This window comes from Acetitomaculum ruminis DSM 5522 (assembly GCF_900112085.1).
GTDB classification, from domain to species: Bacteria; Bacillota; Clostridia; order Lachnospirales; family Lachnospiraceae; genus Acetitomaculum; species Acetitomaculum ruminis.
This window is the reverse complement of the sequence record NZ_FOJY01000002.1, coordinates 1-18255: the sequence shown is the minus strand read 5'-3', so window position 1 is coordinate 18255 and position 18255 is coordinate 1. Positions and strand designations below refer to the sequence as shown.

15 protein-coding genes and 1 pseudogene are annotated in these 18255 nt (G+C 33.0%); 3 read left to right on the top strand and 13 right to left on the bottom strand.

The window, feature by feature from the left end; translation table 11 throughout:
- Positions 1 to 8: 8 nt before the first annotated feature.
- The 3 genes from aroA to aroF are packed head-to-tail and all read right to left on the bottom strand — an operon-like array spanning position 9 to position 3433.
- Positions 9 to 1286 carry a 3-phosphoshikimate 1-carboxyvinyltransferase gene (gene aroA, locus BM153_RS01260; RefSeq protein WP_334293883.1) on the bottom strand — a complete coding sequence of 426 codons (1278 nt, stop codon included), beginning with the start codon at positions 1284 to 1286 and terminating at the stop codon, positions 9 to 11.
- A 24-nt stretch (positions 1287 to 1310) separates the two neighbouring features.
- Positions 1311 to 2420, bottom strand: coding sequence for a prephenate dehydrogenase (locus BM153_RS01255; protein WP_092869972.1), 1110 nt, complete (start codon positions 2418 to 2420; stop codon positions 1311 to 1313).
- A 2-nt stretch (positions 2421 to 2422) separates the two neighbouring features.
- A complete protein-coding gene (aroF, locus tag BM153_RS01250) occupies positions 2423 to 3433 on the bottom strand; it encodes a 3-deoxy-7-phosphoheptulonate synthase (protein WP_092869971.1) in 1011 nt (336 codons plus the stop codon).
- Positions 3434 to 3909: 476 nt separating this feature from the next.
- On the opposite strand from aroF, the gene leuS reads away from it, so the two are divergent.
- A complete protein-coding gene (gene leuS / locus BM153_RS01245) occupies positions 3910 to 6324 on the top strand; it encodes a leucine--tRNA ligase (protein WP_092869970.1) in 2415 nt (804 codons plus the stop codon).
- A 147-nt stretch (positions 6325 to 6471) separates the two neighbouring features.
- On the opposite strand, the gene BM153_RS01240 is transcribed toward leuS, so the two are convergent.
- Positions 6472 to 7536 (bottom strand): tyrosine-type recombinase/integrase, encoded by a 1065-nt coding sequence (locus BM153_RS01240; protein ID WP_092869969.1) that lies wholly within the window; start codon positions 7534 to 7536, stop codon positions 6472 to 6474.
- A gap of 429 nt (positions 7537 to 7965) precedes the next feature.
- On the opposite strand from BM153_RS01240, the gene BM153_RS01235 reads away from it, so the two are divergent.
- Together BM153_RS01235 and dtd are read left to right on the top strand one after the other, a co-directional pair.
- Positions 7966 to 9084, top strand: coding sequence for a hypothetical protein (locus BM153_RS01235; RefSeq protein ID WP_092869968.1), 1119 nt, complete (start codon positions 7966 to 7968; stop codon positions 9082 to 9084).
- Between the two features lie 316 nt (positions 9085 to 9400).
- Complete coding sequence (dtd, locus tag BM153_RS01230) at positions 9401 to 9850, top strand: D-aminoacyl-tRNA deacylase (RefSeq protein WP_092869967.1); 450 nt, start codon at positions 9401 to 9403, stop codon at positions 9848 to 9850.
- A gap of 223 nt (positions 9851 to 10073) precedes the next feature.
- Here the strand turns inward: dtd and BM153_RS13465 are convergent.
- The 9 genes and pseudogenes from BM153_RS13465 to BM153_RS13575 form a co-directional block, all read right to left on the bottom strand.
- Positions 10074 to 10190 (bottom strand): annotated as a pseudogene (locus BM153_RS13465) (transposase); the annotation flags it as partial.
- Positions 10191 to 10466: 276 nt separating this feature from the next.
- Complete coding sequence (gene obgE, locus BM153_RS01225) at positions 10467 to 11759, bottom strand: GTPase ObgE (protein ID WP_092869966.1); 1293 nt, start codon at positions 11757 to 11759, stop codon at positions 10467 to 10469.
- A gap of 382 nt (positions 11760 to 12141) precedes the next feature.
- Complete coding sequence (gene rpmA, locus BM153_RS01220) at positions 12142 to 12435, bottom strand: 50S ribosomal protein L27 (RefSeq protein WP_092869965.1); 294 nt, start codon at positions 12433 to 12435, stop codon at positions 12142 to 12144.
- A 4-nt stretch (positions 12436 to 12439) separates the two neighbouring features.
- Positions 12440 to 12766 carry a ribosomal-processing cysteine protease Prp gene (locus tag BM153_RS01215; RefSeq protein WP_092869964.1) on the bottom strand — a complete coding sequence of 109 codons (327 nt, stop codon included), beginning with the start codon at positions 12764 to 12766 and terminating at the stop codon, positions 12440 to 12442.
- A 2-nt stretch (positions 12767 to 12768) separates the two neighbouring features.
- Positions 12769 to 13077 (bottom strand): 50S ribosomal protein L21, encoded by a 309-nt coding sequence (rplU, locus tag BM153_RS01210; RefSeq protein WP_092869963.1) that lies wholly within the window; start codon positions 13075 to 13077, stop codon positions 12769 to 12771.
- Positions 13078 to 13239: 162 nt separating this feature from the next.
- Positions 13240 to 14445: a ribonuclease E/G gene (locus BM153_RS01205; RefSeq protein WP_177205529.1), complete on the bottom strand. Its 1206-nt coding sequence runs from the start codon at positions 14443 to 14445 to the stop codon at positions 13240 to 13242.
- A 59-nt stretch (positions 14446 to 14504) separates the two neighbouring features.
- A complete protein-coding gene (locus BM153_RS01200; protein ID WP_177205528.1) occupies positions 14505 to 15224 on the bottom strand; it encodes a TIGR03936 family radical SAM-associated protein in 720 nt (239 codons plus the stop codon).
- Positions 15208 to 17073 carry a TIGR03960 family B12-binding radical SAM protein gene (locus BM153_RS01195; RefSeq protein WP_092869960.1) on the bottom strand — a complete coding sequence of 622 codons (1866 nt, stop codon included), beginning with the start codon at positions 17071 to 17073 and terminating at the stop codon, positions 15208 to 15210. Before BM153_RS01195 ends, BM153_RS01200 begins: the two co-directional genes overlap by 17 nt.
- A 407-nt stretch (positions 17074 to 17480) precedes the next feature.
- On the bottom strand, positions 17481 to 18255 hold a 775-nt coding region (locus BM153_RS13575), incomplete at its 5' end, for a hypothetical protein (RefSeq protein WP_177205527.1).

The following is an 18255-nucleotide window of genomic DNA, read 5'->3' as shown; positions in this document are numbered from 1 at the left end:
CAAGTTTTTTATAATGAAAGCTTCTTTAAATCTTCAAAAAATCCAGGATATGATATATCTACACAGTCACTGTTATTAATAATCGTTTTGCCCTTGGCATTTAAGGAGGCAATTGCGATACTCATAGCTATTCTGTGATCATTAAAGCTTTCGGTTTCGGCACCGTAAAGCTTCGAACCTCCTTCAATAATCATTCCATCATCAGTTTCCGTAATATTTGCCCCCATTTTGGAAAGATTAGTAGTAATGGTTTTAATACGGTCTGATTCTTTTACTCTTAATTCAGCTGCATCTTTAATAATGGTAGTGCCCTTTGCAAACATGGCTATAACGGCTATAATGGTGAGTTCGTCAATCAGGAGTGGTATTATATCCCCCTCTATAGTTACGCCTCTTAAATCAGAGTATTTGACTAAAATATCAGCTGTTTTTTCTCCGTTTTTAGTATTTACATTTAAAAGCTCAATATTTCCCCCCATTTTTTTACATACTGTAAGAATTCCATCTCTGGTAGGATTAATACCAACATTTTTTATTAACACTTCAGAACCTGGAGTAATGAGGGCAGCAGCAATAAAATAAGCCGCTGAAGAAATATCCCCCGGAATAATTATATCTCTGGCTTCTAATATCGGTTCAGGAGTAATAATTGATTTTGTACCCTCCGTTTCAATTTTTCCTCCAAAGAAATTAACCATTATTTCTGTATGATTTCGGGATAAATAAGGTTCCGTAACAGAAGTTTTACCTTCAGCATACATGCCGGCCAATAATATACAAGATTTTACTTGGGCAGATGCTATTTTAGAAACATAGTCAATGGACTTAAGGTTTGAAGGGCGTATTGTAAGAGGTGTACAGTCATTATTCAGTTGACTTTCTATCCTGGCATTCATCATTTTAAGGGGCTTTATTATTCGACTCATAGGTCTTTTCATAATGGAAGCATCACCGTTTAATTGTGTTTCAAAATCCTGACCGGAAAGAATTCCGGATATAATTCGGGTGGTGGTTCCGCTGTTTCCTGTATAAAGTAAAGATGACGGTTTTTTCAAGGAATGAAGTCCATTACCTTTTATACTAACATTTTTATCTGAAAGATGAATATCCACCCCCATTTTTCTAAAGCAGTCTATGGTAGAAAGACAATCTTCACCTGTAAGAAAATTGCTGATATGGCTTTCACCTTGGGCAAGAGAGCCTAACATAATTGCTCTGTGGGAAATGGATTTATCTCCCGGAATATTAATTTCACCTTTAAGGCTTTTAACAGCCTCTAATTCTATTTTTTTCATATATCATTATCCTGTTTATCTTGTTTGAATTTTGTAATTATAAGAAGAAAGCAGTTTTGATGCATCATCAAGATCCTTTTCGCTTTCAAATTCAATTCTTAATACACCATCTATAAATTCTCTGTTATTTATGATACCGATATTTTTAATATTAATGCCGTTAATTCCAAGAATAGTAGCAATTGGAGCAATTGCACCTGCCTGGTCTACTAAATCTACATAAATCTCATAGGCTTTTGAAAATGCTCCGCCCTTAATCGGCATGGAATTTCTGTATTCTCTGGCATTTGAAAAAAATTCTTCCAGTTTTATAATGTCAGAATCTTCAATTATTTTCCTTATATCCTTTAATTCGTCCATAAAGGAATCCATTACATTTAAAATATTATCTTTGTTTGCAAGGCAAATCTGTTTCCACATATCAGCAGAAGAAGAGGCGATTCTTGTCATGTCTTTGAAACCGCCTGCTGCCAGAGTACGCATCATTTCCCTGCTGTCATCATTTTTTTTCACATAATTAACAAGACCTGCTGCAATAATGTGAGGTAAATGTGAAATAGTACCTGTTATATGGTCATGATCCCTATAATCAAGGACAATAGGGATAGCCCCCAGACTTTTTATAAAATCAGAATATTTTTCAATTTTCTCATGAGAAGTATTTTTCTCAGGGGATATTACATAGTAGGCATTTTCAATAAGATGGGCTTTGGAATTTTTATATCCGGATTTTTCCGCACCGGCCATGGGATGTCCCCCTATAAAATAATCTGAAAGCCCTGCTTTTTGAATATATGCGTGTATATTGTTTTTAACGCTGCCAACATCCGTGAGAATTGTGTCTTTTGTCAGATATTTTTTTATTTCATCTAAATATGTAGTGTTTGTTTTAACACTTGCACACAAAAATATGTAATCACAGCCGTAAAAAGAGTCATCTATTTTATCTGTAGCGTGATTAACAGTCTTATCGGAAAGAGCAGCCTCCAAAGATTCCCTTGAAATATCAAAAGCATTAATAAATGCGTTTCCATAGACTTTTCTTATAGCTTTGGCTATACTTCCCCCAATAAGCCCAAGTCCGACAAAGCCGATTTTTATATCTAAATTTAAAAAGGTATCCATTTTTATTTTCTTCCTGTAATTTTTTTGTAATCCTCCAATTCTTTCATAAGTTCTTTGAATTGTGGAATATTAAGGGATTGAGGACCATCTGATAAAGCCTTTGAAGGATCAATGTGTACTTCAATCATAAGTCCGTCTGCACCTGCTGCTATAGCTGATTTTGAAAGGGCAGGGATATATTCTCTAACACCACTGGCATGGCTAGGGTCAACAAGAACCGGAAGATGGGTTTTGGATTTTAAAACTGGAACAGCAGCGATATCCAATGTGTTTCTTGTAGCTGTTTCAAAGGTTCTTATTCCTCTTTCGCATAATACGACATTTTTATTGCCTTCGCTCATAATATACTCAGCAGCATTTAACCATTCATCAATAGTTGAACTTAAACCTCTTTTTAAGAATACCGGAATATTTGTTTTTCCAACTTCTTTTAAAAGATAGAAATTTTGCATATTTCTGGCTCCAATTTGAAACATATCAACATATTTTGCGGCTGTTTCTATAGATTCACGACTGATAACTTCACATTCAATAGGAAGATCATATTCATCTCCGGCAGCTCTTAAGAGTTTAAGACCTTCTTCTCCTAAACCTTGGAAAGAATATGGGGAAGTACGAGGTTTATAGGCACCGCCTCTAAGAATAGTAGCACCTGCTTCTTTTACACCTTTAGCTGTTGACATCATCTGTTCTTCATTTTCGATAGCACATGGTCCGGAAATAACTGTAAGATATCCTGGTCCTATAAAAGTGTTTCCAACCGGTACAATACTTGGTTCCGGATGAAATTTCTTGTTGGCAAGTTTATAACTTTCAGTAACTTCTACGATTTTTTCAACATCACCACTGGACATTAAATTTACAGATGCCAGCTTTGTTTTATCACCTACGACACCAATGATAGTTACTTCTTTACCTTTTGAAAGATGCACATCTAAACCGTTACTTTTGATTTCTTTAATAACTGCATCAATGGAGGACTGTTTTGCCCCCGGTCTCATTACTATAATCATTTCTTTCCAATCCTTTACTATTTTTATTTCTTTTACCGTACTCCATATAAAAGACCTGTTTTAAGTGCTATTTTAAGGAAGTTTTAATTAAAAGTCAACACTTTGAGGCTTTAAAGTGGGAAAGTTTTTTAAAACATATAAAATTGTTTATCATTTATGTTAAATAAGGGGTATTAATGAAGGTAAAAACAGTGGTTTATTTCATAAATAAAAAGTTTAAATGCCTTGAAAAATGGTAATTTCTTGACAAATCAATAGGCTATGATTAAAATATTTAATGGCTGTTTATGATTAAATAAGAAAAAATATTTTCAAATTTTTATATTATTCAGACAAATTATAATTAAAAATAGTCGGTAACTTATGAAAAAATCAGTTGTTAATGGTGAGTTTTACATAATATTATTGATATAATGATGTCCTTTTACATTGTTATTTAACAGCTGAAAGCATTATAGATATAGGAGGAATGAAATATGGCTGAACCATATAATCATATTGCCATTGAAGAAAAATGGCGAAAAAAATGGGAAGAAAACCCAATCAATGTAAATGACGGGAAAAAGCCTAAATATTATTGTCTTGATATGTTTCCATATCCGTCCGGAAACGGTCTTCATGTAGGACATTGGAGAGGATATGTTATTTCTGATATTTGGAGCCGTTACAAAATATTAAACGGTAATTATGTTGTTCACCCGATGGGATGGGATGCTTTCGGACTTCCAGCAGAAAATTATGCTATTAAAATGGGAGTTCATCCTGCTAAATCTACAGCAGATAATATTTCTAATATAAAACGCCAAATTAAACAAATAGCAGCAGTATATGATTGGGACATGGAAGTAAATACTACTGATCCGGACTTTTATAAATGGACTCAATGGATATTTGTACAAATGTTTAAAAAGGGTCTTGCTTATGAAAAAGAGATGCCAATTAACTGGTGTCCATCATGTAAGACAGGACTTGCCAACGAAGAAGTTGTAGATGGTAAGTGCGAAAGATGTGGTGCTGATGTTACAAAAAAGAATTTAAGACAATGGATGCTTAAAATAACTGAATATGCAGACAGATTACTTGCTGATCTTGATAAGCTTGACTGGCCTGAAAAAGTAAAAAAAATGCAGACTGACTGGATAGGAAAAAGCCACGGAGCAGAAATTGACTTTAAGGTAGATAACAGTGACAAGGCTATTACTGTTTACACAACAAGACCTGATACATTATTTGGTGCTACATTTATGGTGCTTGCTCCTGAGCATGCTCTTGCAAAAGAACTTGCTACAGATGAAACCAGAAAAGAAGTAGAGGATTATATTTACAAAACATCTCTTAAATCTTCTGTTGACAGACTTCAGGACAAGGAAAAAACAGGTGTATTTACCGGTTCATATGCCATTAATCCTCTTAATAATAAGAAGGTTCCAATTTGGCTTTCTGACTATGTTTTAGCTGATTATGGTACTGGAGCTATTATGTGTGTTCCTGCTCATGATGACAGAGACTTTGAGTTTGCCAAAAAATTCGATATTCCTATTGTTCAGGTAATTGCACCTGAGGGAAAAGAATTTGAAAATATGACAGAAGCTTATACAAAGCCTGAAGGTTTGATGATTAACTCCGGTGAATGGAACAACATGGAATCATCAAAACTTAAAAAAGAAGCCCCTCTTATGATTGAAAAAATGGGCATTGGAAAGGCTACTACAAATTACAAACTTCGTGACTGGGTATTCTCCAGACAGCGTTATTGGGGTGAGCCGATTCCGATTATTCACTGCGAAAAATGTGGTGCTGTTCCTGTTCCGGAAGAAGATTTACCTTTACTTTTACCGGATGTGGAATCTTATCAGCCAACAGGTACAGGAGAATCACCATTGGCAGGAATTGATTCCTGGGTTAATACTACCTGTCCTTGCTGTGGTGGACCGGCTAAAAGAGAGACAAATACCATGCCTCAATGGGCAGGTTCTTCCTGGTACTTCTTAAGATATATTGACGCTCATAATAAGGATGAACTTGTTTCAAGAGAAAAGGCTGACAAATATCTTCCTGTAGATATGTATATCGGTGGAGTTGAGCATGCTGTTCTTCATCTCCTTTATGCAAGATTTTATACCAAATTCTTAAATGATATTGGGGTTGTTGATTTTGATGAACCTTTCAAAAAATTATTTAATCAAGGTATGATTACAGGGAAAAACGGCATTAAAATGAGTAAGTCTAAGGGAAATGTTATTTCACCGGATGATTTGGTAAATGAGTACGGTTGTGATTCCTTAAGACTTTATGAGCTTTTTGTAGGTCCACCGGAATTGGATTCTGAATGGGATGACAGGGGAATTGACGGAGTTTACAGATTTATAACAAAATTCTGGAATCTTGTTAATTCAAACCTTGATAAATTTGTTTCTCCTACAAAAGAACTTGTAAAAATTCGTCACAAATTGATTTATGATATAACAACAAGACTTGAAAGCTTTAGTTTAAATACAGTTATTTCCGGTTTTATGGAATACAATAATAAGCTTAATTCCATGGCAAAAGAGGGTGGAATCGATAAAGAAACTCTTGAGACATTTGTTCTTTTACTTTCACCATTTGCACCACATTTAAGTGAAGAGCTCTGGGAAAAACTAGGACATGATTCATCAGTATTTAACTGCACATGGCCAAAATACAATGAAGAATCAATGAAGGATGACGAAAAAGATATACCTGTTCAGGTTAATGGAAAGACAAAAATTGTTATCAAATTAAGTGTTGATATATCTAAAGAGGATGCTTTGGCAGCAGGAAAAGAAGCATTACAGGGTAAATTAGATGGAAACATTGTAAAAGAGATTTATGTTCCTGGAAAAATTATTAATTTTGTTGTAAAGAAGTAAAATATATTATTTAGCATAAATATCTTTCATGTATTGACATTTGTCAGATGAAAAATACTATGAATCTGCAGATTTTATAATTATAAAGCACAAGTGTGTACACTGATTAAATAGTGATTGCACTTGTGCTTTTGCTTTTATATGAACTTAATTTTTGTCTAATCCTTTTTCTCGTAGAGTAACCTTATTTGCGGCACTTCTTCGCCTGTCTTCTCCAATGGCAGCATAGTGTCGTCTGGTTGTATTAACATCTGAATGTCCCAACACATCTGCTACGAGGTAAATATCACCGGTTTCCCTATATAGATTTGTACCATAGGTTGACCTGAGTTTGTGAGGAGTTATATGTTTTAAAGAGGTAACTAAAGCTGCGTATTTTTTTACCATTTTTTCTACAGCTCTAACGCTGATTCTTCTGTTTTGTAATGATAAAAACAAGGCTTTTTCGTGTCCTGGCTTAGTAATAATCTGGTTTCTTTGTTCCAAATAATCATACAAAGCTGTTTCAACTTCTTCGCCAAAGTATACAATTACCTCATTTCCACCTTTTCTGTGTATCTTCAGGCCGCCATTTCTAAAATCCACATCATCTAGGTCCAGACCCACACATTCTGAGACACGAATTCCGGTACCTAATAAAAGTGTCATCATAGCAAGATCTCGTATGGCTGTTTTCTTATGAAAAGCCTTTTGACGACTGTTTAAATCTTCGCCGCTTTCAACTGCATCCAAAAACCTTGCAACTTCATCTATATCTAATCTTGTAATGGTATGTTCATGAACTTTTGGCATCATTACCAAAATGGCAGGATTATTTTTTAATCGTTCCTGCCTGAAAAAATACTTGTAAAAGCTCCTTAAAGAAGATAATTTTCTCATTCGACCATTTTCATCGTTTGTAACATCGACTCCGTCTTTGTTATAGTATTTAAGGTAATCAAGATATTCTTCGATATCTACAGCTTTGATTTCATCCATTAAAGATAATGGAACATCTTTCATATCATATTTTTTGAACTCTGGGTTATTTTCCATTAAGAATTCAAAGAAAATTCTTAAATCATAGGCATAGGCAATCCGGGTTCTTGAAGAAGTAGTGGGCTCGATTCCCCTGAAAAACTCCCTGCAAAAGTGGGGGATTGTATTAAGAATTTCCTTTAATTTTTTTTCGTTTTGTATATTTATCTGTTCATGATATTTAACATCAGCCATTTTGTGTCATTCTCCTTATATTGTTTTGTTTTGAGAACATATATTCTTGAATTAGTTTGGATATTTCTCTAATTCTTTTTGAACGCAGTGTAAGTAATCCCCCGCTTCAAAAGCGTAAGCTTTAAGCGAGGGTATAAGCTTACTAGTGTCAGAAGGGGTTAAAGCCCCTTCTGACAGGTGGCACAAAGTGCCACTGCGTTCATGAGGAAGTAGCGAAGCGGATTCCGAATGTCCGCTTTACCAAATCTTATTCTACACGAAAAGCGAAAATATAACAATGTTTGTTGTCATGCAGCGAAAGTAAGGTATAGTAATAAAAAAACAATGGTAAAAATATCGGTGGAATGGTAAAATAAAACTTATAAGCGTAAAGAAGCGTAAAAATTAGTAAAAATATTACTCGAATAGTAAAACTTAGGAGATAAATATATGACAGTAAAAATTGACCCATTTACTCTGACGCCTGGTGTTGCGGGAAAGCCTTATATTGACTGTGGCATTGCGGAAGAAATAATTGCAAATTTCAAGAGCGAAGAATCGTCAAAATATGTTTATAAGATAACAGGACTTAGAGGTTCTGGAAAATCAGTAGAATATGGTAAAGTTTTACAAACTCTTGAAAAAGATGAAAACTGGCTTGTTTATCCTCTTGCTGCAGAAGGAGATGGAGTGGAGACACTTATTTCATATCTAAGCCAGGAGGATTTCATTAGCAACAAAAAGACAGAAACTCTTGTAACAACCAATGCGTCAGCGCAAGGCGGTATTCCTATAATATCAGGTAAAGGTAGTATAGAGGTAACTAAAACTTATTCTGAAAACAGTAATTTTTACAATGCTGAGGCAACTTTAGCAAACATGATAGCAATGGCAAACAAGAATAACCGAAATGTTCTTGTAATGATAGATGATATTTCTAAAACAGAAAACACAGTTCGACTTCTTTCCGTATTAGGAACAATGTTTAACAGGGGACGAAGAGTATATCTGGTTGTAAGTGGATTATCAAAAAACATAGAAGACTTTTTTGTTATTAATAAGAGAGATTCAAACAGCGAGAATATTTCCAAAAGCCTATCTTTTTTTAGACGGGGAGACACAAGAGAGGTAAAACCTCTGGATAAATTTGATATTGCATATAATTATGAAAAATTTCTTGATGTAGATGCAGAAGAGGCAAAGAAATTATATGACATGACACTTGGTTATGCTTATGCGTATCAAGTCCTGGGTTCATTATATTTTAATAAAGGAGAGTCGGAAACAATTAAGGATATTATTCCGGATTATGAGAGAATCCTCTTCAAGTCCTATAATCTTGACTGGCCCGAACTGACCGATGCAGAACAAGAGTTTATTCGAAGCTTTTATAAAGGAAAGACTGGAAGAGCAAAAGATACAAAAGCCCATATGTCTAAACCAGAGTCATATAATGCATATCGAGACCGTCTTATTGACAAGCATTTCTTTTCTGCAAACAAAAGAGGTTATCTTAAACCAAAACTACCAAGATTTGATAGGTTTATAAAGATATGGTGCGACGAATGAGTGAAATATTTTATATTTTACACTTTTACAAACGAGGAATTTTACTTCAGCTATAGTTATAAGAAGGGCTGAATGTAATGGATTAGCCATTCTCTTTTAATTAAAGAGTGGAAGGATTCTATACAGGCATTGTCGTATGGGTATCGTGTGTTGTTTTGTTTTACGTGTCATAAAGAGTTCCTCCTATTGTTATGAATATACTATATTTCAAGGGAATAGCTCATTTTACTTTGTACTAATTAGATGCTAACATCAGTTTTAAAGAAAGGAGAAGATCTATTAACTCAAAAAGAGAAAAATAGATTATAGAATAATAATGAGATTTGTAATACAAAGAGTTACATCTGCCAGTGTAAAGGTGGAAGGGGATGTATGTGGAAAGATTAATCAGGGATTTTTAGTGTTTATTGGGGTATCAAACGAAGATACAAAAGAAATTGCTGATAAAATGATAGATAAACTGATAAAAATGAGAATATTTGCTGATGAAAACGACAAGACAAATCTTTCATTAGCAGATATAAAGGGAGAACTCCTTTTAATTTCACAATTTACCCTTTATGCAAATTGTAAAAAAGGAAACAGACCTTCTTTTACAGATGCCGGAAATTATGAAATTGCCAATGGTTTGTATGAATACATAATAAAAAAATGTCGTGAACGCGTGCCTGTAGTTCAAACAGGAATATTTGGAGCAGATATGAAAGTAAGTATTGAAAATGACGGGCCATTTACAATTATTCTGGATTCAAAGGAAATTATGTAAGAAAACTTAATAAATAGCTATTCTTGAGAAATATAGCTATTTATTCGATAAAGCTGTCTTTTGCGAATAAATAATAATCCCTATTCTTTAGGGTTATTTTCCCGTAAAAATCTAAATTTAAGTCTTAGTGCTTAATTTAGTTTTGTTTCAGAAAAATTATATTGTTGTTATACTTACCAGTTAATAAAAATTTGTATAACTCTACTTTTTTGATTTGACATTATAAACTTTTTAGGTAGATTTTAGATTTTCCATATATAACTTTTCTTCTAAATTTTGGCGCAAAAACAATATGATACTTACAATTTCATTTTGTATGTGATAAACTATTTACATCCATTTTGGATACCTCCTTTGATTTAATGCGGTTGGCGAACCTGCATTTATTATATCACTGGAGGTTTTTTACTGTAAGCTAAAGCAATCTCAACCACTCGCATAGCAAGTGGTTTATTTGTTTTTTGCATTTCGTTTCTCTTTTGAGAAACTCCATTTAAAAACAGGGCACAATTGCCCTAACAAAGAAAACGAGACGACCTAAGTCGTCTCGTAAAAAATCTAATTTTGGGGTCGGTATTTTTATATACTAAACCTTTTACATTATAATTAAAGAAATTTAATCGTAATAATCAAATTCCCAACCGTACATTCTTACAGTGTCACCATCGTTTATACCTGCTTCTTTAAGTTCATCAAGGATACCTTTTTCTTTTAAGAAATTCTGGAAGAAAAGGAAACCTTTTTCTGCTTCAAGATTTGTATAACCAAGCATTTTTTCAATTTGAGGGCCTTCGATAACGAATACCCCGTCTTTGTCAACTGTTACGGTATGGCCGGTTTCAGTTTCATTATTCAACTCAATTTCAGGGAAGAATTCTTGTTCGTAAATCAAATCTGGTGTTTCATTTTTGTCTAAAGTATCTTTTATTGCATATAAAAGCTCTTTTAATCCTGAACCTGTAACAGCAGAAATTGGATAAACTTGTAAATTTTCATGGGAAAACTCTTTTTTAATTTTATCAAGAATTTCTTTTTGTTCTTCCTCAGTTAAGACATCAATTTTGTTTGCTGCAATTATCTGAGGTTTTTTTGTAAGGTCAGAATTATATTTACTTAATTCAAGGTTAATTTTTTTAATATCATCTATTGGATCCCTGCCCTCAGTTGAAGCAGCATCTATCATATGAACAATAACTTTGGTTCTTTCTATATGTCTTAAAAATTGATAGCCAAGTCCTAAGCCTTCTGAAGCACCTTCAATAAGACCTGGAATATCTGCTATTATAAATCCCTTGCTTCCGTCAAGGTCGACTACTCCCAGGTTTGGTACAAGAGTTGTAAAGTGGTAATTTGCAATTTTAGGTTTGGCATTGGTTACTCTTGACAGAAAAGTTGACTTTCCAACATTTGGAAAACCGGCAAGACCTACATCAGCAATAAGTTTTAGCTCAAGTATTACTTCTATTTCTTTTGCAGCTTTTCCAGGTTGAGCGTAGTTCGGTGCCTGCATGGTAGCTGTGGCAAAATGTTGATTTCCAAGGCCACCTCTTCCACCTTCTAAAATTATTTTTCGGGTATTTTCGCCGGACATGTCTGCGATTATTTTTCCACTGGTTGCATCTCTTATTAAAGTTCCTCTAGGTACTTTTAATATAAGGTCTTCACCATTTTTTCCATGTTGATTTCTTTTTTTACCGGTTTCACCGTTTCCGGCAGAATATTTTTTGTTGTATCTGAAATCACCTAATGTGTTTAATCCTTCATCTACCTGAAAAATAAGATCTCCGCCTTTTCCTCCGTCGCCACCATCAGGACCTCCATTAGCAACGAATTTCTCACGGCGAAAACTTACATGACCATCTCCACCTTTTCCTGAACGAATAATAACTTTAACCTTATCTGAAAACATGCTATTCACCTACCTTTATAACTCATTAAATTATTTATTATCTATAAGTAAAGCCTGAAAATTTTAATTTCTGTATTTTAAGCTTAATTATCATATTATTTATATTAGTATCGTTTTATATTACTTAAACTATCTATATATAAAACCTCTATCATTCTTTAAAATGTGTTTTAATGAACTTTAGTATTCATTAAATATCACAAAAGAATATAATTTGGAATAAAATGTAGAACCCCAAATTTATATAATCATTTTTAAGATATATCGAACAATAAATCAATTAATATCTTTTGAGATCACTTTTTATGATACAAGGAAAATCATCATAAAAGTTTAAAAACCCGGCTTAAAAGTCGGGTTTAAAAATTATTGAAAAAAATAATTATTCAGCTTTAGCTTCTACTGCATATACAGATGCTTGTTTCTTAGATCTACCTTTTCTTTCGAAACGAAGAATTCCATCAATCTTTGCATATAATGTATCATCTCCACCGATTCCTACATTAACACCTGGATGAATTTTAGTTCCTCTTTGTCTGTATAAAATATTTCCAGCTTTTACAAACTGTCCGTCTGCTCTTTTTGCACCAAGTCTTTTTGACTCTGAATCACGTCCGTTCTTTGTAGAACCAACTCCCTTTTTATGTGCAAAAAACTGAAGGTTCATATTTAACATATCATTACACCTCCTCGTGTATTATTCTGATATATTTATCGTTATCGTTTTCCATTATTTTTGTTAATCCCAATACCATGGAATCAACAAGAAGTTTCACATCCTTAGAACAAGTATCTAGACGACAATCTATATCTCCGGATTTTTCATCAACATCAACACAAAAATCATCATCTGTAAATGCTTCTATTGAGTTTATAGTGTTAATCACCAATGTTGAGATAGCACAACAAACGAGATCTTCTCCGCTAGTTGCATATCCAGCATGACCATAAACTCTAAATCGGCGATACAGTCCTTCAGAATCTTGATAAATCAATACATTAGTCATTACTATGCATTAATCTTATCGATTTTAACTTCTGTGAAAGCCTGTCTGTGACCATTTTTCTTATGGTATCCAGATTTTCTCTTGAATTTGTAAACAATAACTTTTTTGTTTTTGCCTTCTTTGACAACTGATCCTGTTACAGTGGCATTTTCTAAGTAAGGTGTTCCGGTTTTAAGACCATTGTCACTTACTAATAAAACCTTGTCAAATGTAACAGTTTCTCCAGCTTCTAAACCAAGCTTTTCAACTCTAATGATATCGCCTTCGGCTACTTTGTACTGTTTACCACCTGTTGCTATAATCGCGTACATATGGCACCTCCTATTATCATTACTCGCCAATTTCGGTGTTGCAAAATCGCAAACTTATACCTTATTGTGCGGCATCTTCTTTATAGTAGCATCTATGAAAATTTATGTCAAGCAAAATTTCATTACAAATATATGGTCTAATAATTAAAACACTTTCTTTGATTATTTTTCTATATCATCAAAACTTTGCTCTTGTATGGAAGATATAGAAGCAAATTGTTCGTATAATGGTTTTTTTATTCTTTTTCTGGTTATTTCCACAAGATTTAATTTTGTTATATCCACTAATGTAGCACCAACGGGATCTTTTTTTATAAAAGAGCGTAGCTGTTTCATTAGTTCATTTTGGTCTTCTTCTCTTTCCATGTCTATAAAATCCACAATGCATATTCCGGAAATATTTCTCAAACGGAGTTGTCTTGCTACTTCCTTAGCTGCTTCTATATTGATTTTTAGATAGGCTTCTTCTTTCTTTTTGGTTGAGTATTTTCCAGAGTTGACATCTATTACGGTCATAGCTTCTGTGTGCTCAATATATAAAAAAGCACCGGATTTTAGCCAGACTTTTTTTGAAAGAGCCTTTTTTAAAGAACTTTCTAAATTGTAAAGTTTGAATAAAGGATAATCATCTTCATAAAGTCTAAGATTATAATTAGGGTTGTTATTTTTCAGATTTTCATAAATGTCAACATTATCCGTAACTACGCTAAAATCCATTTGGCTTGTGTCACACCTTAGAATGAATTGTTCATATTCGGTAATTCCGCTTATAAGTTTTGAATAGCAGCTTCTATGTTTGTAATTATTTAAAAGTTTATTTAATCTTCCTTCTAATTCCCTAATTTCAGAAAATATATCCTCATCTCTTGCATTTACGGAATTAGTTCTAAATACAATTCCATACAGGTCATTTGCAAATTTGCCACCTAGATTTTCAAATCTCTCATGATAGTTTTTGGATAATTTTTTTGAAATACCGATTTTAGTATTTCCATAGGTAATTACAACATATTTACCGGTAAAAGCAATATTAGAAGTAACTACAGCCGGTTTCTTTTTGCCGGCTTCTTTGGAAACCTGAACCAGTATCTCATCTCCTATTTTTAGCTTATTATCTTTTTTTTCATTGACATAAGGAATAGACTGATTATCTTTTAGGGAAAAATAGCAGTCTTCTCCTATTCCAATGTTTATAAATGCGGCATTTATGCTGGGAACAATATTTTCAACTTTTCCAATATATACGGAATTTATAAGGTTGTCTTCTATGGTATTTAATTCTATTATCTCATCATTTTCAAAATACGCTGAAACACATTTATTGTTATCATTGTATTTTAAATTTGTGATTACAAGTTTAGTTTCCAAGAGTGCTCCTTTTTTAATAAAGTGAATATTAGAATATCTGCTATATTAATGTGTTTTTCTTATAATGTGGCAGAACACTCATACTCACCTAGTGTAAGATAATTATTATCTTTCTTAGCATATAATTCTGTACGTTTAATATGATATCCAAAGTCATTGTATTCAATATTTAAATAATGATACAAGGCTTCAACAACAAGTCGTGGATTTAGATTATTTTCGCTTCCTGTATCCAAGGATAAAAACAGCAGTTTTTCATCATTTTCAGTATAGGCGCGAAATTTTTTTATCATAGGCTTGATGTCAACAATTTTTTCACTTTTCTTGGTTTTTTTCAAAATAGAAATTTCTAAGGCATTTTTATAAAATTTATCATTTAATGTATCCCAGGTATTTTCGTCAATATTTCTAATGATTTCATCATCAAATTTAATAATGTAATCAGCCAAAGCAATTATGGACATGGCTTTTTTTGCATTATCAATCAGAGGATAAATACCTGTAACCATGATACCTTCGCACATTACTGCATTAAGTTCGTCCATGGATTTTTTTATATCTATTGGTGAGTTTACGGAAAAATCCATATATTCTCCAACACTTTCCACACCTACGCCTAAAGGCATGGCAAATGACATTATCTGATGTGGGTTAAAGCCTTCTGTAAAGCTTATATCAATACTGGTTCGCCTGAATGCTTTTTGAAAAAAACGCATCAAATCAAGATGTCCTATATATTTAACGATACCTGTTTTTTCAAATTTAAGCCTCATTTTCATAGCAGACACCTCCATTATATTTTTTTGCTCCACAACCGGAACATTTTTCACGACAATTTGGAGTTACTATTTCATTTTGTGCATTTTCCCATTCTTTTTTTAAGAATTTTCTGGTAACACCTATGTCAATAAAATCCCAAGGAAGGATTTCGTCTAATTCGCGTTTTCTTGTGGTATAAAATCCGATATCAATTCCACATTCGTCAAAAGCTTCAAGCCATTTATCATTATCGTAAAAATCAGTCCAGGCATCGTAAATACAGCCTTTTTTATAGGCGGTTTCAATTACTTTTGAAATTTTTCTGTCACCTCTTGCAAACACCCCTTCTAAAATGGTTACATCTGCTTCATGCCAGCTGTATTTGATACTTTTTTGATTTTTTTGAGAACGAATTGAGCTTTTTACAAATTTAGCTTTTTCAACATAGTCTTTTGAAGTAAGCATAGGAGCCCATTGAAATGGAGTAAAAGGCTTTGGTACAAAGAAGGAGGTGCTTACAGTTATCTGGCATTTACCATTTCTTTGATCCTTCGGAATCTCATAATATACTTCTGATATATCTTCTGCTAAAGTAGCAATTCCTTCCATATCTTCTTCAGTTTCAGTTGGAAGCCCTAACATAAAGTATAATTTTACCTTTTGCCAGCCTCCATTAAATGCACTTCTTGCACCATTTAAAATCTGTTCTTTGGTAAGACCTTTGTTTATTACATTACGCAGTCTTTGAGTTCCGGCTTCAGGTGCGAAGGTAAGACTGCTTTTTTTAACATCCTGAACATGGCTCATAATATCCAATGAAAAATTATCTATTCTAAGAGACGGAAGGGAAATGTTTACTTCCTTGCTTTTAAACTCGTCGATAAGAAAATTAACCAATTCGCCTAAATATGTGTAATCGCTGGAAGATAATGAACTTAATGATACTTCTTCATGTCCTGTATTTTCCATTATTTTAAGAGCATCTTCTTTTAATTTGCAAAGGTCTTTTTGCCTGTTTGGACGATAAATCATTCCGGCCTGACAGAAACGGCAACCTCTTATGCAGCCTCTTGCTATTTCTAACATCATTCTATCTTGAGTAGCCTTTATAAAAGGAACTACAGGAGCTGTTGGATAGGTAGAACGGCTAAAATCAGTAACAATTTGCTTTTCTACTATGGCAGGAACATTTTCATATTTAGGTTTAAAAGAATTGATAGTACCATCTTCTTTATATGTTACCTGGTAAAGTGACGGTACATAAATTCCCTTTATCTGGCTGGCGTCCAGTAAAAATTTCTTTTTATCATAACCTTCTTTTTTGTGTTTTTTGTACAGTTCAAATAAAGCACCATAGGTTACTTCACCTTCTCCGATATAGAACAGGTCAAAGAAATCTGCGATAGGTTCAGGATTATAAGCACAAGGACCACCTCCGATAACCAAAGGAAAACTTTCATCTCTGTCTTTTGCGTAAAGAGGCATTTGTGAGAGATCCAGAATCTGAAGAATGTTTGTATAGCACATTTCATATTGTAATGTAATTCCCAAAAAATCAAAGTCTATAACCGGATCCTGGGATTCCAGGGCAAAAAGTTTTATGTTTTCTTTTCTTAGTATTTTGTCTAAATCTACCCATGGAGAATAGACTCTTTCGCAATAAACGTCTTCGCGTTTATTAAACATATCGTACAATATCTGTATGCCCAGATGAGACATTCCTATCTCATATACATCCGGAAAACAAATAGCGAAGCGTATATCCACATGTTCTGGATTCTTTTTAATAGAATTTATCTCGTTTCCAATGTATCTTGCAGATTTGTCTATACTCATTAGAATCTGGTCTGAAAGCGCTTGTTTACTCATTAAAACCTCCTGAAATTTTATTTCCATTTATTTAAACATATATTATGATTATTCGTCATATACACCTGTTGGTGTAAATATTTTTATTTAACGCACTTCTTCATATATTAGCATCATATTTTTTTTATGTCAAAAATATATGTGGTAAATGTCCGTAAAAAAGGCCACACCATTGATTTTCCTTAAATACGGAAATATCATTAGTGTGACCTATTTTTTACTTAAGAGTATTTCTTATTTTTTAATTTTAACAGTTTTTGCCTGCCCCTTATTTTTCATAAGTTTAGGATAGCTTTTTACCTTGTTTTTAGGCACTTTGATTACTGCTTTTTTATAGATTCCCTTAAAAGCTTTTGAGTTACTTTATTAGGATAACTTTCTAAAATCTTATTTAACACTCTCAATGGCTACTTAGTAAAGATTCCGGAAACGAATCTATAGCCATCATCTAGTAAATCATGGGAACAGATTAAATCAAGCTTATCTCCATCCATTTTATATTTATACACCACATTATTATCGTCATATAAATAAAGATAATCGTCTTGTACTACAAATTCTGTGATTAAAAGATCTAACTTATAAGTATGTAAAACTGTATCATTTTCCATATCCACTTCGATAATTTTTCCGTCTTCTGTTAAGTTTTCTTCATCAACTATACCTACATATAATTTATCATTAAAAATGTAGCAACTCCATATGTTTTTATCTACTGGAAGTTCAACGTAGGAATAGCTATTATTAGATAAATCTAATTTAATCAGCTTTTTATCATATGGAAGATACACATAACTATCATTGTAAACTGCACCCATTATAACATTATCATCTTCGGTAAAATCTTTAGAAAAATCAAAAGCCACTTCATTTTTTTTATTTTTTTTATCAATTTTCAAAATGGTATTTTCTAGAGTTAATATGTAAAGAACATCTTTGCATACAAAAAAATCCGTCGTAGCAAAATCTTTTATTTTATAGTATTCTTTCTCATGTGTATCGAAAGAATAAAAACATATGGTAGTATTAAAGTTATAATTTCCCATGACATAAACGCCTTTTGGGGTTACTTCATAATCTGATAATCCGATTATTTCACTAAAATCATATCTTGTAATTTTTCCTGTTTTATTATTTATTCCAATTACTGCACAATCATTTTTTTCGTAACCTTTTCCTTCT